We start from the raw sequence: 16,396 nt of genomic DNA on the forward strand, positions 1-16,396 counted from the left end.
AAGCCAAAATAATAAGCTCATGGGACCATCTCTTGCCAAATACCCCCATCTTGAGTTTCGACGTGATACAATCTCGCGGCGTGCAAAACAAACAAAGGGCATCATCGGTGAGCTTCAGCTTATAGCCAAGCACACCGATGGTGAACACGCCTTGTACCGTAACGATAAAACTAGTGAATACTGGCAGCTCGCTTCTGCATGGAATTGGGGAGCTTTGTCGTATTGTTTTCTTGTCCCCGAGATATCCCTGGCTGACTGGAATTCTGAACGATATATCGACCCGGACGAATTGATAGTCTTCGTTGGAGCCGTCCAAAATTATTTCACACAAGACTCAAACCGTAAGATAAGGGGGCTGAAGGAGCATATGGAAAAGCTTCAAAAGGCTGGGTTATTCCCGAAGGAACCCACTGGGAGATGGTTCGGGCCCTACGTGCGTGAAAACGTTATCCCCGACTATAATGCTCTAGAATCGCGTTGGAATGCCTAGCTCCCTGATTCCTCTGATCGACTCTCTGCACTTGCCACCATCTGTGTGCCGCTGGGTTTCCAAAGCATACTCACGGGCACGCTATACTTCTCGGCGGCTTCCATGATGGCCTTGGCGTCCTGCGCCCGGCGCTCCAGTTCCTCGCGGAAGTCCATGCCCAGTTCCGAATAGTGATCCGATAGCGTTTTGAGCCCGGTCTCCACATCGGACCGGTTCTGCTGGGCCTCGCGCCCCGCATCGACCGTCACCCGGCGCGGACAGACCCAGCCGACGCGGTTCCAGTTCTTGGCGGGAGCGAGTTCGCCCCGGTCGATGGCGTCCCCGATGACGTAGCCCCAGGTCGGACGCAGTAGCCGCTGGATAAGGATCATCTGCCGGTAGCTGAAGCGTCGGTCAGCTTTGGCCACGATCAGCCGCACACCCGCGCCGCCGATCTTACCAGCATCGAGCACGAACTCATAGGGCAGCATCCCGGCGGCGGAATCTCGCTTCAGGTGTTCCAAGAATCCAGTGAAGACGGGGCTGGGTCGATTCGATTGAAAGCTCTCCAGCGATTCGCCGGGCTGCAGAGAAACGATCTTTCCGCCCACGATCCGTTGCAGACTGACCGGATCGCTCGGGGGAGGGGCATCCTCCGAGCCGGTATCGACCGAAAAGTCTGAAAGCTCTTCCAGCCCGCCGTTCTCGCGCTTGATGATGCGGGCGATGTCGGCGTTGTCCTTCACCGCGTGCTTTTCCAGCGCGAGCATTTCCATCTCGTCGAGGATGTGGTTGATCGAATGCTGCAAGGTCGGCGGCTGGCGCACACCGCTGGCCGACTCCGGCTCGAAGATGTGCATGACCGCATGGGCCGGAATGTCGCGGGCGGTGTTGTCGTCGAGGATCAGCCGGTAGGCAACGGGAGCCCCGTAAGCATCGAGCCGGATGCCATCGGCGGTTTCGCTCGACGCGAATCCTTCCCCGATGCGGTGCGCCTCGATCAGTTGCAGGCGCGGACGCCCGAAGCGGTCGCGCACTTTTAGGCAGAAGAATTCTCCGTCCACGTCCAACCCCCGGCAGACTAGGTGCTGGCATTCCTCGAAGCTGAAGCGCTGAGTAATCTCGGCCCGTGCCGCCCAGCGGGAAAAGTAGTCCTCGGCAGCTTTGTTCCACTCGAGGTCGTCGGTCATGGCCTGCGGCTGAATACCGTCGCCCGTGGAGTAGATCGCCATGTCCGCCACCATCTCCCGGGCAAAGCCCGAGTTCTTGTTGAGGTAGCGCGAGCGGCGCACCAACTCGCGCCGGGTGTGGCTGCTCAATTCCTTCTTGGCGTCCGTGGGCGCGGCTCCCGGCACCTGGCTGCGCCGACGAGAGGTGTTGGCGTTTTCATAAGAACTGGAACCGAAGAGGCGACCGAGACGTTCGAGGAGCTTCACAGCTCCAGATCGCTGTCAACATACGAGGCTCCAACCCGAACCGTGGGCGGATACTTCGCGGGGTCGAGCTTCTGCAGGGCACGCTGGCAGGCAGCGATTACCGCGTGGATTTCGTCGATGCGCCGCTTGGTCACGCTGGACCCGTTGTCCGCGTAGGCCGAGAGCGTCTTCTTCAGTTCCGACTTCTGGATGGCGAGGATTTCCTCGACCTCGGCGGCGGTGAAACCGATGCTGTAATCAATCTGCGGCATGACTGCCCATGGGGCGCTGTCAACAGGCGGCTTGACCTTTTGAGCCTTTTTGAGCACATTTGAGTCATGAGCAAAACTGCCAGCACTTTAGTTCGGGCCAGGGTCGATGCCGCCCGCTACCGCAAGGCCGAGCGGGTCTTCGAGCGGCTGGGCATGAAAACCAGTGACGCGATCAACGTGTTTCTGGCCCAGGTCGCCCTGCGCCAAGACATGCCTTTCGCGGTCACCGCGCAGCCCGAACGCCTGATTTCCGATCAGGAACAGGTCCGCAACTGGAACGATGCCCTCGGTGAATACTAAGCCCAAGCCGGGGGAGGTCTGGTTCGCGGATCTCGGTATGATCGAGAAAGGTCGTCCGGTGCTGGTGTTGTCGTATCCCGAGCCCGATGATGCCCGTGCGCTCGTCGTGGTCGCGCCGCTGACCTCGCAGATTCGCGGCCTGCGCGGCGAGGTCGATCTGGGCCATCCCAGGTGGCTCCCCAAGCCTTCGGCGGTCAACGTCCAAGGGCTGGCGAGCTTCGACCGGCACAAGCTGACCCGGAAATACGGGAAACTGACCACCGCGCAATATGATGAGGTCAAGGCTGCGGTTCGTGAGCTTCTTGATCTGTGACGGATAAGAATCTTTCCGTCACGTCCTGCCCGTTGCAGAACACCCGGCGACCTTCCCCAAGGGCGAGATAACGGCTCACGATGACATCGCAGTAGGCCGGGCTGATCTCCATGCCGAAGACCCGCCGTCCGAGTTGCTCCCCGGCGATCAACTGGCTGCCGGACCCGCTGAAGGGCTCGTAGCAGAGTTCGCCCCGGAGGGTGTGCTGGCGCATGGGAATGGCGAAGCACTCCAGCGGCTTGGGAGTGGGATGATCCGGGCGTTCGTCGTTGTTGAGCCCTTCGATGTCCCAGACCGAGCGCAGGTATTCCTTGTCGGCGCGGGGCGGTTTCTGGCCTTTCACCCAGCCGAAGAAGCAGGGCTCGTGAGCCCACAGGTACCATGAGCGGGTGAGGATCGGGCGGTTGGGCTTGTGCCAAATGATCTGCTGGTGGACGAACGCGCCGTTCTTTTCCCAGGCCTGCTCAACCATCATCTGACGACGGCTGGCGTGCCAGCAATACCAGGCGGCATAGGGTTCGATGGCGTGCTCGACAGCAACCTTGATGAAACGGTCATAGAGGTCGTTGTTGCGCTCAAGGTCGGCCTCATCCCACGTGGGACCGTAGGTCTCCGACCAGTCGGTATTCGTCTTGGGGCGGGTGCCAGGGTGATTGGTGCCGTCGTAGCCGACGAGATACGGCGGGTCGGTGGCGAAGAGGATGGCGCGTTCGCCATTCATCAGGCGCTTGACGTGCTCGGGGTCGGTCGAGTCGCCGCAGAGCAGACGGTGGGGGCCGAGTTCATAGAGGTCGCCGGGTTGGGTGACAGGATCGACAGGCGGCGTGGGGATAGTGTTCGTATCGTCTTCCGAGGTCTCCAAGCGGTCGAGGATGTCGTCGAGGGAATCCTCATCGAAGCCGGTCAGGTCGAGATCAATCTGGCCGTCGAGTTCCTTGAGCAGCGCCTTCAGCGCGTCGTCATCGGTTTCGGCCAGTTCCGCGATCCGGTTGTCCGCAATCATGTCAGCCCATTCCGCCGCCTCGGACTCGTAGTCCTGATAATCCACCGGTACACGGGGCATCTTCAGCAACCGCGCCGCTGCCAGTCGCCCATGACCCTTGGTGATGAAGCCCGAGCGCTTCGAGACCACGACCGGATTACGGAACCCCTGTGACCGGATGATCTTCGCCAAGAGCGCGATCTGCGCCTCGGGGTGCTGGTTCGGATTGCGGGGATTTTCGACGAGCTTGTCGATGTCGACCAACTCGGTGTGGGCGCAGTAAATGGCAACGGCAGGCGTATCGCTCATGCCGTTGCTGGTGATGTCAACGTGTCCCTCGCTATTACTTCGGATTTTACCGAAGGCATTACAGCTACACTCTTACCCCAATATAATCTTTTTGATTTTTATATGACTTTTTAAGATTTTCTCGAGATGCATATCATGCCCCTCTACCTGCAAGAAGCTCTTACGAACGTCTTCTGTCACATTTGCCGCCCTCCAAGCCAAATCTACTTTTGTAATAGTTATCAAGATTTCTGCGCTAAGCGGTTGGAAGCCGGTTGCAAATCACCCCACCCTGACGACGACACATATGGCATGTGCGTTCTTTTTTATGATGAAGAAAGTGGGGAAACTGGAGTTGATATGTTTATAAGAATGGACTTGGATATCGATGGCTTTCGTAAAAGTAAGCAAAGGATCAAGCTGGCTCAAAAAGGATTCAAAGATTCGTTATGGACTCCTGAAAGGGTCTTTGAATTCATTTTCCTTCATGAGCTAGGCCATGTAGTTCTGAAGCACATGAAAACAACTTCTATGTCAGAAAATGAAGCTGACGCATGGGCATTGAATCAAATGAAAGAGCGTGGATGGCTTTGATTATATCGCTAAGATAATGCTTCTGAATTGTTCCTAAAAAGGCGTCGTCCATTGATTTACACGGTTAACAAAATTAGTCTTAAAGCCTCAATGCCTTGAGTTGCTCTGGCGTGAGCGGGGCGGGTTGGCCGTGGCGCTGCCACGTATGCTCGCTGCGCCCGAAGCCCAACTGGACGCTGACGGAAGCCTTGGGCATTTCGATACCGTGGCGTTTGAGGATGGCGTCGGCCTCGGGGTATTTGACCCCGGCCCGTCCAAGTGCCTTCAGAACCGCGCAGGCCGAGAAGCCAAGGATCTTCGGATAGACAGAACCGCCGCCCTTGCGTTCACGCTTGGCGGCGGGCGGTTTGCGCTGGTCCATAATGAAGGCAGCATGCGCCTTGGCAGCGTCCGCGTCAGTAAAGGTTCCGCGCATCTTGCCGGACTCGCGTAATTGCTGGCGTCCGTTTTTGCAAGGGATGATGCTGAACTCCCCGCTAACGAGCACTTCGCGTTTGTTGAGGGTCTTGGTGGTCCAGTTCATGATATTGATACGTTGGTGATTGGTTTGTGGTGATGGTCTCAGGCGATGTCGTCGTCTTCGAAAAGCTCGGTGTCGAAGCCCTGCCGGGCGAGGCTCGCGAATTCCTGCGCGACCCACTTTTCGCCCGAAGCCTGCTGGATGCGGCTCTTAAACGAACCGTCGTAGAAGCTGGTGGAGTCGGCAAAGTGGCGTCCCCAGCGGCTGCGCAGGAAGTTGCGGATCGCGATGTCGGTCGGCTGCCACGGGGCGCTGCGGAAAATCTCGAACGCGTCGGCAAAGGCCTGCGCGGCTTCGGCTTCGTTCATGTGCTCGTTGTGTTGTACGACACCGTAAAAACCCCAGGAATCCTCGCTCGGGGCGGTGGTGTAGTTGGCGTTCGGGGTGGTGCTATTCTGCTTCATCTTGTCCTCCAATGGTTTGTGGTTTCTGAACGCATACACGCTCTCATACGCGAAGCTATCAAGTCTATTACTCATTCATATTTAAGTATTTGTGACTTTTTAAAATCATAGCCCAATGTGATCGAATTCCTGTGCGACCCACTCTTCTTCGAGGACTTGCCGGATGCGCTCAGCCAACGTTCCCACATAGCGGTTGCTGACCGATCCCAATTCGTACCCGGCGTAGCTACGCAGGAAAGTGCGGATGATTATGTCGGTGGGTTTCCACCGGGAGGCGCGAAGGACCTCGAAAGCTGTCTGCCAAGCCTGAGTGGCGTCGAGTTTGGCGATCCGGTTCATGTAGCCGTAGAATCCGAAGTAATCTTCGGTCGGCGCGGCTGCAGGGTTGGCGTCAGGGATCTGCTCCATTTTATTCTCCATGTTTGGATTGTGCTCTTCGTTCATAGTCGTTCGCGGGTTGGGATGATCGTATTCAGCCGTCGATACGGAAGGCGTACCGGGCGTAGTTGTAGCCTTCGGAGTTGACGTAGAAGCAGCGCCCGCCGGTGATCACGACGAAGCATTCCAAGGGTGGGTTATCCCCGAGGAAAGCCTCCATCGGGGAGGCGGCGTCGGTTCCGATCATCGGAAGCTTGCCGATCAGTTTGCGCTGCCATTCGGGCATTTCGCTGTGGCGGTGCCGGGGGCACTCGTCCCAAGTGGTGGGTTTGCGAGCGCAAAGCGGAGTGAAGGTGCTACGGGAATCGTTCATGGCGGTGTTTCCTTTTCGGTTCAGAGGTTGACGCCGAGGTGATCGAGCGCTTCGAAGGCGCGGCGCAGGTTGCGGATGGCTTCCTGTTCCTGCGGGCCAAGGTGGCTGGCGCTGTCGGCCAGACTCAAAATCCCTTCGCCCGTTTTGTAGTAGGCGTCGCGGATCTGCGTCAGGGCTTCGGCGGGCAGAGCGTGGAGGGCGTCGCGGGTCATGGGGGTGTTTGCGTTCTGCTTCATGTTGTTCTCCAATGGCTTGTGGTTTCTGAACGCATAGACGCTCTGATGCGCGAAGCCATCAAGGCTATTACTCGTTTATATTGAAGTATTTGCAGATTTATCTTCTCCCTCCACGGCGACCGCTTCGCGCCCGATAATCTTGAGCATGACGGCGGCGACCACGCTCATGGCCTCGCAGTCGAAGAGGTGGTTCGGTCGGCTGCCGATCTGCTCCCAAATCCACTTGCTGTTCTTTTTAACGCGCTGCTCGGACTCCATGTGCTGGAGGTAGTCCTCGGGGATGTCGCCGGGCACCTGCCACAGCGGAGAGCCATCGGCGGTATGCTCCCGGCGCAGGCGGGCGAGCACGTCTTTGATCTGGAGGTTCGACCAGTAATGCATCCGGCAGACGAGCCCCCGCGACACCGCGATCCGCCGCACCGGCGAGTAGAACCGCTGGACCGAACCCTGCGGTGTTTTATGAACGAAGGTGCTGTGGGCATCACCCATCAGGGCGGTCCAACCGTGGCGGGCGCACTGGCGGTAAACCTCATAGCTGTTGTACCCGGCATCGACGAATACCAGGCTGTCGTGAACACGGAAACGCTGTTGGATCGCTTCGAGTTCCTCCCATGTGACCACGCGCTCACACCAGAGCAGGCGCGACGCTCCCTCGGCGGACCATGAACGCACCACGAGGAAGAAGTGGTCCATCTGCACGTCCACGGTGAGGAAACGCAGGGGCACCAGTGTGACGCCATCAGGGAAGGGGGCGGCGATCACTTTGCCACGCGAACCGAGCGCGGCCTCGTCTGACCAGTCCTCGCCCAAGCAGTAGGCGCTGGTAGCAATCTCCACCTTGAAATCCTCGACGAACTCCCTCCACGCCAGCGCGAGACGCTTCTGGTAAAACTGCTGAAGAAGGGAGGTGTCACCCTTGCGGGAGGCGAGCTTGGCGCGGAGGTAAAGCTCAGCCAACTTGCCCCACGACATGGACGCCAGGCTGTTCCAGTGGAAGCCGATGTTTTCCCGGGCGGCATTCGGGTTCTGGGCAACGAACTGCCCGGTGGCGTTGAGCTTGCGGCGGTGCTCGTCTGAGTCCGCAATCTCATGCTGGCAGTGCGGACAGAGCAGCACGGTGCTGGACCGGACCTTTTCAAAGTCATATTGCTCCTGCGCGTCCTTGCAGTCCTTTGACCATTCGACGTTTTCCCACAGGAAGGGCTGACGGGTACCGCACTGCGGGCAGACGAAAGTCCACTCGCGCATGTCGGTGGTTTCAAACTTGCGGTGGGTGTCGTCGTCTTCCTCGCCGCCTTGGCTGAGGAAGATGCACTTGCCCAGCCAGCCGAACGCCGTCACACGCGCTTCGGCCTCGGCCATGTGGCCCTGCGGCCAGCGCCACGTCTCGTCACCAATCAGCCAACGGATGGACCGACGCTGCAGGTTGGTTTTGTTGTGGGCACCCAGCACCCACAGCGTCATGCCGTTGGCGAAGTGAATCGTGGTGTTGCGACGCTTGTGGCGGTCGGCAGGAAAGAGCGCCTTCACCGGCTCGCATTCATCGAACAGCTTCTGAAGGCGTGACTCGGACTGGTCCTTGGCGTCCTCGTCGGTCTGGTCCAGCCAGAGTGTGGGGCCGGGCAGGTTGGCGATGATGTAGCAAAGGGTCAGTTCCGGCCCCGTCGTCTTCGAGGACTGGATGGACGCGAGAATCGACACCACCCGCACCTGCGGATCGACGATTGCTTCCATCACTTCCCGCAGCCAGGGGGAATTGTCGGAGCGGAAACGTCCCGGCATGGGCGAATACGGGATGGCCGGGATGTACTCCTCGCACCACTGCCACGGCGGACGTCGGTCCGGGGAACGCCAGGCATTGCGCCAGATACTTGAAAGAGACTCCACGCACAAGGCAGGGCGTCAACGCAAGCTTGATAAGGAAACCGCGATTATATTCTATTTGAGAAGATGTCCTCTTCCACCATCAATTCATACGAAGACTTGGATAAGGTTATCGCAAAAGCGTTTCCAGATGCCGACATACGTTCCCGAGCTATCGCGCTTCTCGGTAAATACGGAACAGAAGATTTTCACCGAGAAATATCCCGTGTCCGAGCCGCAATAATCAAGGTAGCTCAGGCTGACGTTGAAAAACTACAGGGATTCGTAGATATTGCCTGTAGTGACTATCGAGACCTTTTAGTGATGGCCGAGTATGAACAGCAGTCTCGAAACTATAGCTTAAAGAAAAACGATCCGCAGAAACATCAGAGGCTAGTGGAGAAAGACGAGCGTGAGTATTCCGACTGGGTCAAGAAGATGACAGAATAGTTGCTACGGCGTGCAGTTCCCACCGCTGTGCAGGGTCTCGCAGACCTCATCAATGGCGGCAGCGCACTCGCGCTGGATGGCGATGGCGTCCAACCCGGACAGGATCGGCGGCAGTTCCGACTCGAACTTCGCCCGCATCAGCGCGATGGCTTTGCCCACCTGTGTGGTCCACTCGAGACGAACCTGTTCCAACGCCACATACTCGCCCTTCAAGATCGCGGTGCGAATCTCGCGTTGCTCAACCTCGGCCAGCAGCTTGCGAGCCTTCAAAGCCTCCTGACGATCGGTGGTGGTTTTGCCCGGATTGAGGTTGTGATCCCGGATGAACTGACGCCACTCAATGACCGAGTGTGAACTGTTGGCAGCCGGGGCAGGGGCACCCTCCAGCTTGCGCCACGCATGAACCGTCTGGCGACTAACCCCGAGGACCGTTGCCAACTCGGTCAAATCCTTTGCCACCGTGATCGAATCGTCCGCCACGGATTCGGCTTTGGCCTGAATCAAATCGCGTTCGGTCTTCGAGAGCGGTTTGCCCTCCGTGACCTTCTTGACGATGTTGGCGTAGTCCTTGGCGAGGATGCGTTCGGCCACTTCGGGGGTAATGCCAGACGTTGCTTTGGCGGGGATGTCGGAGGTCTCCATACCGAACAGAGACTGTCAACGGCCCCCATCTGAACCCTCTACCCAACCGAGGCCGCTTTACACTCCACCCGCGTAGAAGGTGTAAAGCTTTACAGGGTTTACTTTACACATCTTACACCTTTCTCGATACCGGGAAACGCGTCTGTCACCCTGCATGCCTCATCAATAAAAGGCGGGAGGCTTTCGGGGCCTCCCGCCTTTTGCGTGAAAGTGTAAAGCGCGAAAAAAGGGGTCTCTCTCTACTTCGCGGCGCTGCTGGCGGACCCCATCGAGCATCAATCGATATGGGACCCCGCTGACCCACCCCCTGCCTCGGAGACCGCCTCATGCAGTTCCTGAACGATATCCACCACCGGTTGAAGCTCATCGATAAGATCAAGCATGTCATCGATGGACGTGTTCTCAAGATAGCCGGAGCGTTTGAGCTTTCCCCACAGCACAACGATGCGCGTCACGTGGGGACTCATATTGTCAATGCCACGATCATTCGGCGGGACTGACATTTCCTCAACCTTGGCCACGCGTCCGAGGAGAATGGACTTGGCCAGACGGCGGGCAGACATCGGTTTTCCGTTTTGCTTGTCGCATTCCTGCAAAGCGACCTGAAGCCATTTCCGTTTTTCCTCCTCCGTTTTAAGGGGAGCAACTTTGCGGTGATGATCCCAACTCAAATTGTTAACGCGCGTTAACAATTGGACGTTCTTGGCCACACTTGCATAATGTCTGAGCACACCATAATCCAACTTGGTGATGCGCATGGCGCTCTCGTAGGCGTTACCCCACTCTCCCTTGCCCTCTCCGTAGTTGAGCCAGTCGCCAATCAAGAAGCCGATGGAACGACCGGCTTTCCCGAGTTTGGCACCCAGTTCGGACCAGGCCTGCTGGTCGAGTTCACACAGGAACTCGATGCCAACAGGACTGATGCGATACGCGGAGGATTCAGTGGTCATCTCGATGATGGCAGTCTCGTGCTCTTCGCTCATAAACAGCACGCGCTGTCAACTTGCGCTGAGCCCGCGAGGGAGGAAGGCCGAGCGCATCGGAGATCGCCACACAGCGTTTGCTGACGGTAGCACGGGTGACTCCATACTTCCGTGCGATGTCGGTCATGGAGTTCCCGCCATAGGCCACACCGGTCACCACGGCCAGGCATTCGGCGGTCAAGCGGATGTTGTCCTGCGCGAGGAGTTCACCAACGATCCGCCGGGCCACCGTGGCCATGCCGAAGTCAGTCTCAGGCCGATGGACATCCTCGTCATCAACTGAGGCAACCACAGGGGAGCCGCAGCGATCCAGCAGCGTGTCCTGATCGTGTTTGCCGGTGTGGTAAACGGGCAGGTCCGGGCCAGTGATCCCCATCTTGGCGAGCTGTCTGCGCTCCCGGAGCGAGAGCTTGGCCCATGCGTCGGCATACTCACGATCGCGCTCACGCTGGCGATCTTCGTAATCACCACGGCTCATCGCCCACCTGCCTTTCCGGTTTTTCCCCGCTGTCAAAACCTCCCGTCGCTGTCACGGAAGGGTTAGGGTTTTGCCTGCTGTCAGAAATACCCCTACTACTCCCCCTTAAGGGGGGAGTAGAGGGTTTTGACAGCGGCTGTCGAAAGTAAGAAGGTTTTGACGACGGGTTTTGACAGCAACGAGAATTCTCGTGCTGGTACTCGCGCCAGCGACGGCGAACGGTGGAGGTGGAGATGTCGTATTTGGCAGCAAGAGCCGTCTCACGTTCACGGGTAAGACGGGTTAGCCGTTCGAATTCCACGATGGGCGCAACGGCCTTGGGACGGCCTCCAGAGGACGATTTACCGCCGACGGTGTACTTCCCTGCCGACTCTTCATCCTGCGGCTCTGCGCATTGCTGCCAGCAGATCCCGGTCTGCCCGTGGCGCACGAAGATGGCCTCGGTCGTGTTGCCCTGCGTGTCCGTCATCCCCGCCCGGCGGCGACGTTTGCACAACTCAAATCGAAACGTGGGCGGCTGGCCCTCAGGCGCTTTCGCCCGCATGAGCACGGCGACTTCCCGCGCCCAGTTGGTCAGGGCCGACGAGCCAAGGCCACTGTAGGCATAATCCGAGCCCGTCCAATGGCTACGGGCCTTCGAGTCGGACGGCGGCTTGCCGGTGTGGTGCATGAAGCACCAGATGATGCCGGTGCGCTCGGAGATCGGATTCAACTGTCGCCCGCAGAATTCTGAAATCACTTTCTGCTGGCTGGCATCGTCCCCGATGTAATTGAGGAGCGGGTCTCCCCAGACGAGGTCCGGCTTGTGACGCTGAATGAGGATGTCGGCTGTCTTGGCGAAGTCCGCACCGCTGTGAATGGTGTCGCGGTAGAAGATGATATTCTCTTCCAGCAGGTGGCTGTTATCGTCCTTCAGGCCCATGCCGATACGCACGCCCTGGTACATCTCCGCGAGGTCGCCAATATCGTTCTCGGCCTGAATGATGAAACTCTTGAGCGGGCGCACGGGGCGAATGTTGAAGACGGGTAAGCCCAGCGCCCACATGACCGCGAGCTGCATGGAGAAGGATGATTTTCCGATGCCGGACTGGCCCACAATGACGAGGCTCCCACCCCGGCACAGCCAACGGTTGCCCAGCACGTTGTTGGGGTCGTTGCCGGTATCGTAGTCCCCGAGTTGGGACACCCGTAGGGGATCGGCCAATCCCAGCCCGTCGCACTCGCGTTCCCATGCCTCGAAGGACGGTGGCCCGAGGTTCACGGCAAGGAGCTTCTGAACGGCATCTCCGCGTCGTCCCCCTGGACAACGCGAAAAGCGCGAGGGATTACGGTTCTGGCTGTCGATGACGAAGCCTTCGGGCAGTGACTGCCAGAGGCGTTCGCGTCGGGCGTGGTATTCATCGCGGGTCTTCGCCTCCACCCGCACCCAGGCATGGATGCTGTGCCCGCCCGAATCGATCAACGCGGCAATGGGCAGGCCGCTGTCACGCAGAATGCGTTCCTGTTCGCCCTTGGGAATGCGGTCACTCTCAATCAGGGTGTGCCGGTACGCCGTCACATCCTTATCCGTGCCGTTGGATTTCTGCGTGACGGGGTTGATGCGGATGTAGAGACCGTGCCGGGTGGAGAACAGGCGTTCAATGCCCCCCTTGCCCGCCGCCCGCTCCAACCACTGGTCGCGGGTGAAGACGTTGATGCCGCCGTGCTCGGGGATGGCACGGGTCTCGCCATCGGGCAAGGTTCCCGGCGCGAGCGAGAGGATATCATCGGCCTTGAAGCACGCCTTGAGGAAGGTTTCAAAGGGGGGCTTCCCGCTGTCAAAACCGTTTTGACGGCGGGTGAAGTTATGATGATCACCCGCCCGAAACGCGACTTTACCAATAGTGGAGCGCAGCCGAAAGTTGGCGGCGGCAATTTCCTCCTTACAGCTGTCGTGGAAGCAGTGGATCGTCGGGGCGTAGCCGTTCTCGGCGTCCAGATAGACCCGGCAGTCGCGTTCGCGGCTCGGCGTCGTATGTTTGTGGGCACCGGGGCACTGGCAATAACCCGAATGCTCATAGGTCCAGTCCACCGGCCCCACAACGCCCTCGGCCACCTGCCGAAAGTCGGATGGCATCTCGGAAGTGCCCTTCGATGTGTAACGATAAGTCATCACATCGCCTTCCGGTTAAAATGTTCATCGAGGAAAAGCTGGGCTTCCTCGAAGGTGGCCAACTCCGGTTCCGGGTAGTGAAATTTCCGCAACCAGCTCAACTGCTTGGGAGTAGCCAGGCCGTGCTCGCGCCGCATGAACAAAAGGTCGAGGATCTTCGAGGCATGTCCCCGGCAGCTCACGCAATCGGTGTCGAACCCCGCCTTGGCTAGTGTGATCAATTGCCGGTCGCTGGGCGGCTTGCCTTCCCAAGGCAGCTCCGGCTCATAGTCGGCCAATTCCACCGCCTTGAGGCTCAGGCAGAACTCGATGGCATCGATGGTGCGGGCCTTCCGGCGAGCGGCCTTAACGAGGCGTTCCTCCAGCCGGGACTGGCGCACTTCCTCCACCTCTTCTTCGGCCTCCAGCAGATCGACTTCGCCGCCGCCCGAAAGACGTTCGCTTAATTCGGTCGTCTCCTCTTCGGAACGGGCGATGAGGCGGGCCGGGCGAATCAACGAATGATCGTCGCTCAGGAACAACGGATCGAGCAGAAGCAGGTTTTCCTTTCCCTCGGCAATGCGCGTGCCGCGCCCCACCATCTGCTGAAACAGCGACAGGCTTTTTGTGGGGCGCAGGATGAAGACGCAATCGGTCTGGGGATGATCCCAACCGGTCGTCAGGAGGGAGGCGTTGGAGACGAGATCATATTCCCCGCGCTCATAAGCCCGCAGTCCCTCGCGGTCGTTGCCATCTACGTGGACGGCACGCAATCCTTCCTCGCGGCAAGCTTTCACGAAAGCTTGGCTGGTGGCGATGAGGGGCAGGAAGGCCACAGTGCGACGCCCGGTAGCGTGCTCCGCAATGAGCCGAGCCGCCTGACGCAAGTGGGGCATGATCACATCGCCCAAATCGCCTTCGTTGTAATCGCCCGCCGTGGTGCGCACCTGCGACAAGTCCACCGGCAGGGGCACACTCTTGATGACGATGCGCGAAAGCCAGCCCTCCTTGATCAGACGGGCCAGACCGATCTCGACGGAAATCTTTTCATAGAAACTGCCCAGCTGGCGACGATCGGAGCGGAACGGGGTGGCTGTCACCCCGAGCACCTTGGCCGACTCGAAGTGCAAGAGCACCTGCGCGGCCATCGCCCCGAGCGTGTTGCGGTGGGCTTCATCAACGATCACGAGGCCGAAGTAATCCCGTGGCCACTTGTCCAAGCGGCGGCAGATGCTCTGCGTTGTGGCCACCACGACCCGGTCTCCGAGGAGCGCCTTCGAGTCGGCCATTTCGATACCGGCGAATTCGCCGGCGTACCCGAAATACTTGTCGGCGTTCTGGCGGACGAGTTCTTGCGCGTCGGCAAGGAACAGACAATTGCCGTTCCAGCCGCGCATCAGGTCAGAAGCGAGGATCGTCTTGCCCGCGCCGGTGGCCGCAACCCCGAGGATGTGGTCATGCTCCCGAAAATCGCGACGCACCGCTGACAGGAACTCCTGCTGGTAAGGGCGAAGGTCAAAACGGGACATCTTCGTCCTCCTTCGGTTGTGCCTGAGCCGTAGCGGGCGGGGTTGTCTTGAGGGTGGTAGTCGGCACGTTGTCCGTGATCCACAACTCCACCTTGTTGCTCTTCTTGCCCTGGTATTCCTCGATGCGAAGCCGGGCATGGCCCTGACGTCCTTCGAGAGCGGAAGCGTTCAGTTCGACTTCCTCGCCCTCGACCACCCGGTCGCCAATGGCCTTGCGGAAGGTATCGATCTTCCAGAAACTCGATTCGGTCGCGACGAGGTAATCGTAGAGGTAGACGCCGTGTCCTTCCACCTCGAGCTTCAGCTTGATCATTTCGTCACCAGCCTTGGACAGGGTCTCCGACGCCTCGATCACAGTGACGAGGTAGTCGCCATTGGGCACGAAGCGCGGCAGGTTGTCGGCATTTTGAGAGGTGTACTTCATGACCGTGAAGAGGGGTTGGAGTTGGGGGCGGGCAGCCGGGTGGCTGAAGATTCAACCGTCTTCGCTGCTTTCCGGCATGAACCGGAACCATGAGCCTCAAATCTGGCCTGCATCAGCGCACTGGCCTCACTGAGGTCGGGATCGTAGTCGCGGAGGCGCTCGGCCCGCTGCTCATAGGCGTAAAAGTCTTCCTCCATCATGCCACACCTCCTTCGGAAACTTTCTTCGAGAGGAAGCTGATGGCCCGGGCGGCCTGTTCCATCGTGAGATCGTCCCAGCTTTCCGCGCCCTCCAACGCCTCGGCATCTAGCCACTGGAACAGCTTGGCCATTTGCTCCTGCCCGCAGCCAAGTTGCTGCCAGAGACCCTGGATGTTTTTGATCTGTTGCTGAGTGGCAGGCTTGCCGCTGGCGGGAGGGGTGGACGGGGTCGCACTGGGAGCAGGCAGTGTTCCCGTTGCAAGGAAGACATGAGCGATGGCCTCAAACTCCATCGGAAGCACATCATCGAGGCCGTGACGGTTCTTGGCATCGAAGGCCGCGCAATGGGCAGTGTAGATGCGGCGCTCCTTGCCGCCGACAGCCTTCTTTCTTCCATCGGTCTCCGTGACCTTCGTGAAGTAGTTCACGAACAGAAGCAGGTCACACCATTCCTTAATGAGAGGGGCGCACTGCTTGGAGAGCTTCAACTCGTAGCGGTCATAGGCCCCGGCGGCGTCGGGCTGCTCAAACTTGCGGATGGTGGAATGAGCCACCATGACAAGGTGCATGCCCCGGGAGCGGAGCGCTTCTAGCGACTGGAGGAAACGCGAGAATTCCTCCGATAGATAGGTGTAGCCCTTGCCATACCCGAAATCCTCTATGCCGTCCTTATGGGATTTGCGGCAGATGTGCTCGATCAGAAGGCGCTCCAACCAGTCCACCGTGTCGATGACCAGCGTCTGGAAATGGTGATCGCTCTGGCCAAGCTGGACGATGAGGTCGAGTATGTCTTCCCAGTTCTGCGGCTGGGCAAAACGGGTAACGTTCAGGTGGATAGTGCCGCCCTCGGTGTCGAGGAAGACCGGTTCAGGGAAAGCGGCGGCGAGCGTGCTTTTGCCGATGCCTTCGGGGCCGTAGATGACGACCCGCTGAGGTTTTTCGACCTTACCGGTGATAAGCGGCAGGCCCGTTGCGGAGTTATCTTGCATGGTTACTGGCGGTTGAATGCCCGGATATGCCCGGAACCCATGGACAGAAGTTGCCCGGGGCGTAACGGGGTCGGTGTCAACCATGCCTCATCAAAATACCGACCTAGAACGGCGCGTAGCCACGGTTACATACAGGCGAAATGCCCATGCTCTCTGAACATCC

Annotated in this window: 22 protein-coding genes; 5 read left to right on the forward strand and 17 right to left on the reverse strand. The window is 59.0% G+C overall.

Annotation, left to right across the window (positions count from 1 at the left end):
- The first annotated feature begins 19 nt into the window (after positions 1 to 19).
- Positions 20 to 490, forward strand: a complete 471-nt coding sequence (locus tag H5P28_RS00845) for a hypothetical protein (RefSeq protein WP_185673813.1) — start codon at positions 20 to 22, stop codon at positions 488 to 490.
- Here H5P28_RS00845 and H5P28_RS00850 read toward each other — a convergent pair.
- Positions 487 to 1,905 (reverse strand): phage portal protein, encoded by a 1,419-nt coding sequence (locus tag H5P28_RS00850; protein WP_185673814.1) that lies wholly within the window; start codon positions 1,903 to 1,905, stop codon positions 487 to 489. The genes H5P28_RS00845 and H5P28_RS00850 overlap by 4 nt on opposite strands.
- Positions 1,902 to 2,156: a hypothetical protein gene (locus H5P28_RS00855; RefSeq protein ID WP_185673815.1), complete on the reverse strand. Its 255-nt coding sequence runs from the start codon at positions 2,154 to 2,156 to the stop codon at positions 1,902 to 1,904. Before H5P28_RS00855 ends, H5P28_RS00850 begins: the two co-directional genes overlap by 4 nt.
- 66 nt (positions 2,157 to 2,222) lie before the next feature.
- Between H5P28_RS00855 and H5P28_RS00860 the strand changes: the two genes are divergently transcribed.
- Together H5P28_RS00860 and H5P28_RS00865 are read left to right on the forward strand one after the other, a co-directional pair.
- Entirely contained in the window at positions 2,223 to 2,456 is a 234-nt protein-coding gene (locus H5P28_RS00860) for a type II toxin-antitoxin system RelB/DinJ family antitoxin (RefSeq protein ID WP_185673816.1), read from the forward strand.
- Positions 2,457 to 2,493: 37 nt separating this feature from the next.
- Complete coding sequence (locus H5P28_RS00865) at positions 2,494 to 2,769, forward strand: type II toxin-antitoxin system PemK/MazF family toxin (protein WP_185673817.1); 276 nt, start codon at positions 2,494 to 2,496, stop codon at positions 2,767 to 2,769.
- Here H5P28_RS00865 and H5P28_RS00870 read toward each other — a convergent pair.
- On the reverse strand, positions 2,735 to 4,060 hold the full coding sequence (locus H5P28_RS00870; RefSeq protein ID WP_185673818.1) for a site-specific DNA-methyltransferase: 1,326 nt from the start codon (positions 4,058 to 4,060) through the stop codon (positions 2,735 to 2,737). The genes H5P28_RS00865 and H5P28_RS00870 overlap by 35 nt on opposite strands.
- Before the next feature lie 135 nt (positions 4,061 to 4,195).
- Between H5P28_RS00870 and H5P28_RS00875 the strand changes: the two genes are divergently transcribed.
- Entirely contained in the window at positions 4,196 to 4,633 is a 438-nt protein-coding gene (locus tag H5P28_RS00875) for a hypothetical protein (RefSeq protein WP_185673819.1), read from the forward strand.
- A gap of 79 nt (positions 4,634 to 4,712) precedes the next feature.
- Here the strand turns inward: H5P28_RS00875 and H5P28_RS00880 are convergent, their stop codons facing one another.
- The 6 genes from H5P28_RS00880 to H5P28_RS00905 all read right to left on the reverse strand — a co-directional run bounded on the left by H5P28_RS00880 (position 4,713) and on the right by H5P28_RS00905 (position 8,431).
- Entirely contained in the window at positions 4,713 to 5,156 is a 444-nt protein-coding gene (locus H5P28_RS00880; protein WP_185673820.1) for a hypothetical protein, read from the reverse strand.
- A 38-nt stretch (positions 5,157 to 5,194) separates the two neighbouring features.
- A complete protein-coding gene (locus tag H5P28_RS00885; RefSeq protein WP_185673821.1) occupies positions 5,195 to 5,557 on the reverse strand; it encodes a hypothetical protein in 363 nt (120 codons plus the stop codon).
- 105 nt (positions 5,558 to 5,662) lie between these two features.
- Positions 5,663 to 6,001: a hypothetical protein gene (locus H5P28_RS00890; protein ID WP_185673822.1), complete on the reverse strand. Its 339-nt coding sequence runs from the start codon at positions 5,999 to 6,001 to the stop codon at positions 5,663 to 5,665.
- A 28-nt stretch (positions 6,002 to 6,029) separates the two neighbouring features.
- On the reverse strand, positions 6,030 to 6,308 hold the full coding sequence (locus tag H5P28_RS00895; protein ID WP_185673823.1) for a hypothetical protein: 279 nt from the start codon (positions 6,306 to 6,308) through the stop codon (positions 6,030 to 6,032).
- Between the two features lie 20 nt (positions 6,309 to 6,328).
- Entirely contained in the window at positions 6,329 to 6,544 is a 216-nt protein-coding gene (locus H5P28_RS00900) for a hypothetical protein (protein ID WP_185673824.1), read from the reverse strand.
- Positions 6,545 to 6,619: 75 nt separating this feature from the next.
- A complete protein-coding gene (locus tag H5P28_RS00905) occupies positions 6,620 to 8,431 on the reverse strand; it encodes a terminase gpA endonuclease subunit (protein ID WP_185673825.1) in 1,812 nt (603 codons plus the stop codon).
- A gap of 63 nt (positions 8,432 to 8,494) precedes the next feature.
- Between H5P28_RS00905 and H5P28_RS00910 the strand changes: the two genes are divergently transcribed.
- Positions 8,495 to 8,857 carry a hypothetical protein gene (locus H5P28_RS00910; RefSeq protein WP_185673826.1) on the forward strand — a complete coding sequence of 121 codons (363 nt, stop codon included), beginning with the start codon at positions 8,495 to 8,497 and terminating at the stop codon, positions 8,855 to 8,857.
- A gap of 3 nt (positions 8,858 to 8,860) precedes the next feature.
- Here H5P28_RS00910 and H5P28_RS00915 read toward each other — a convergent pair whose 3' ends face one another.
- The 8 genes from H5P28_RS00915 to H5P28_RS00950 form a co-directional block, all read right to left on the reverse strand.
- A complete protein-coding gene (locus H5P28_RS00915) occupies positions 8,861 to 9,499 on the reverse strand; it encodes a hypothetical protein (RefSeq protein ID WP_185673827.1) in 639 nt (212 codons plus the stop codon).
- Positions 9,500 to 9,774: 275 nt separating this feature from the next.
- Positions 9,775 to 10,482 (reverse strand): hypothetical protein, encoded by a 708-nt coding sequence (locus tag H5P28_RS00920; protein ID WP_185673828.1) that lies wholly within the window; start codon positions 10,480 to 10,482, stop codon positions 9,775 to 9,777.
- Positions 10,439 to 10,858 carry a hypothetical protein gene (locus H5P28_RS00925; RefSeq protein ID WP_185673829.1) on the reverse strand — a complete coding sequence of 140 codons (420 nt, stop codon included), beginning with the start codon at positions 10,856 to 10,858 and terminating at the stop codon, positions 10,439 to 10,441. The genes H5P28_RS00920 and H5P28_RS00925 overlap by 44 nt, the downstream gene beginning before the upstream one ends.
- A gap of 88 nt (positions 10,859 to 10,946) precedes the next feature.
- The gene (locus tag H5P28_RS00930) at positions 10,947 to 13,076 is read right to left on the reverse strand and encodes an AAA family ATPase (RefSeq protein WP_185673830.1); all 2,130 of its coding nucleotides are present in this window, start codon (positions 13,074 to 13,076) and stop codon (positions 10,947 to 10,949) included.
- Between the two features lie 35 nt (positions 13,077 to 13,111).
- On the reverse strand, positions 13,112 to 14,620 hold the full coding sequence (locus tag H5P28_RS00935) for a DEAD/DEAH box helicase (RefSeq protein WP_185673831.1): 1,509 nt from the start codon (positions 14,618 to 14,620) through the stop codon (positions 13,112 to 13,114).
- Positions 14,607 to 15,044, reverse strand: coding sequence for a DUF669 domain-containing protein (locus H5P28_RS00940; protein ID WP_185673832.1), 438 nt, complete (start codon positions 15,042 to 15,044; stop codon positions 14,607 to 14,609). Before H5P28_RS00940 ends, H5P28_RS00935 begins: the two co-directional genes overlap by 14 nt.
- A complete protein-coding gene (locus H5P28_RS00945; protein WP_185673833.1) occupies positions 15,041 to 15,244 on the reverse strand; it encodes a hypothetical protein in 204 nt (67 codons plus the stop codon). The genes H5P28_RS00940 and H5P28_RS00945 overlap by 4 nt, the downstream gene beginning before the upstream one ends.
- Complete coding sequence (locus H5P28_RS00950; RefSeq protein ID WP_185673834.1) at positions 15,241 to 16,233, reverse strand: ATP-binding protein; 993 nt, start codon at positions 16,231 to 16,233, stop codon at positions 15,241 to 15,243. The genes H5P28_RS00945 and H5P28_RS00950 overlap by 4 nt, the downstream gene beginning before the upstream one ends.
- Positions 16,234 to 16,396: the final 163 nt, after the last annotated feature.

The sequence above is a fragment of the Ruficoccus amylovorans genome, from assembly GCF_014230085.1.
GTDB classification, from domain to species: Bacteria; Verrucomicrobiota; Verrucomicrobiia; order Opitutales; family Cerasicoccaceae; genus Ruficoccus; species Ruficoccus amylovorans.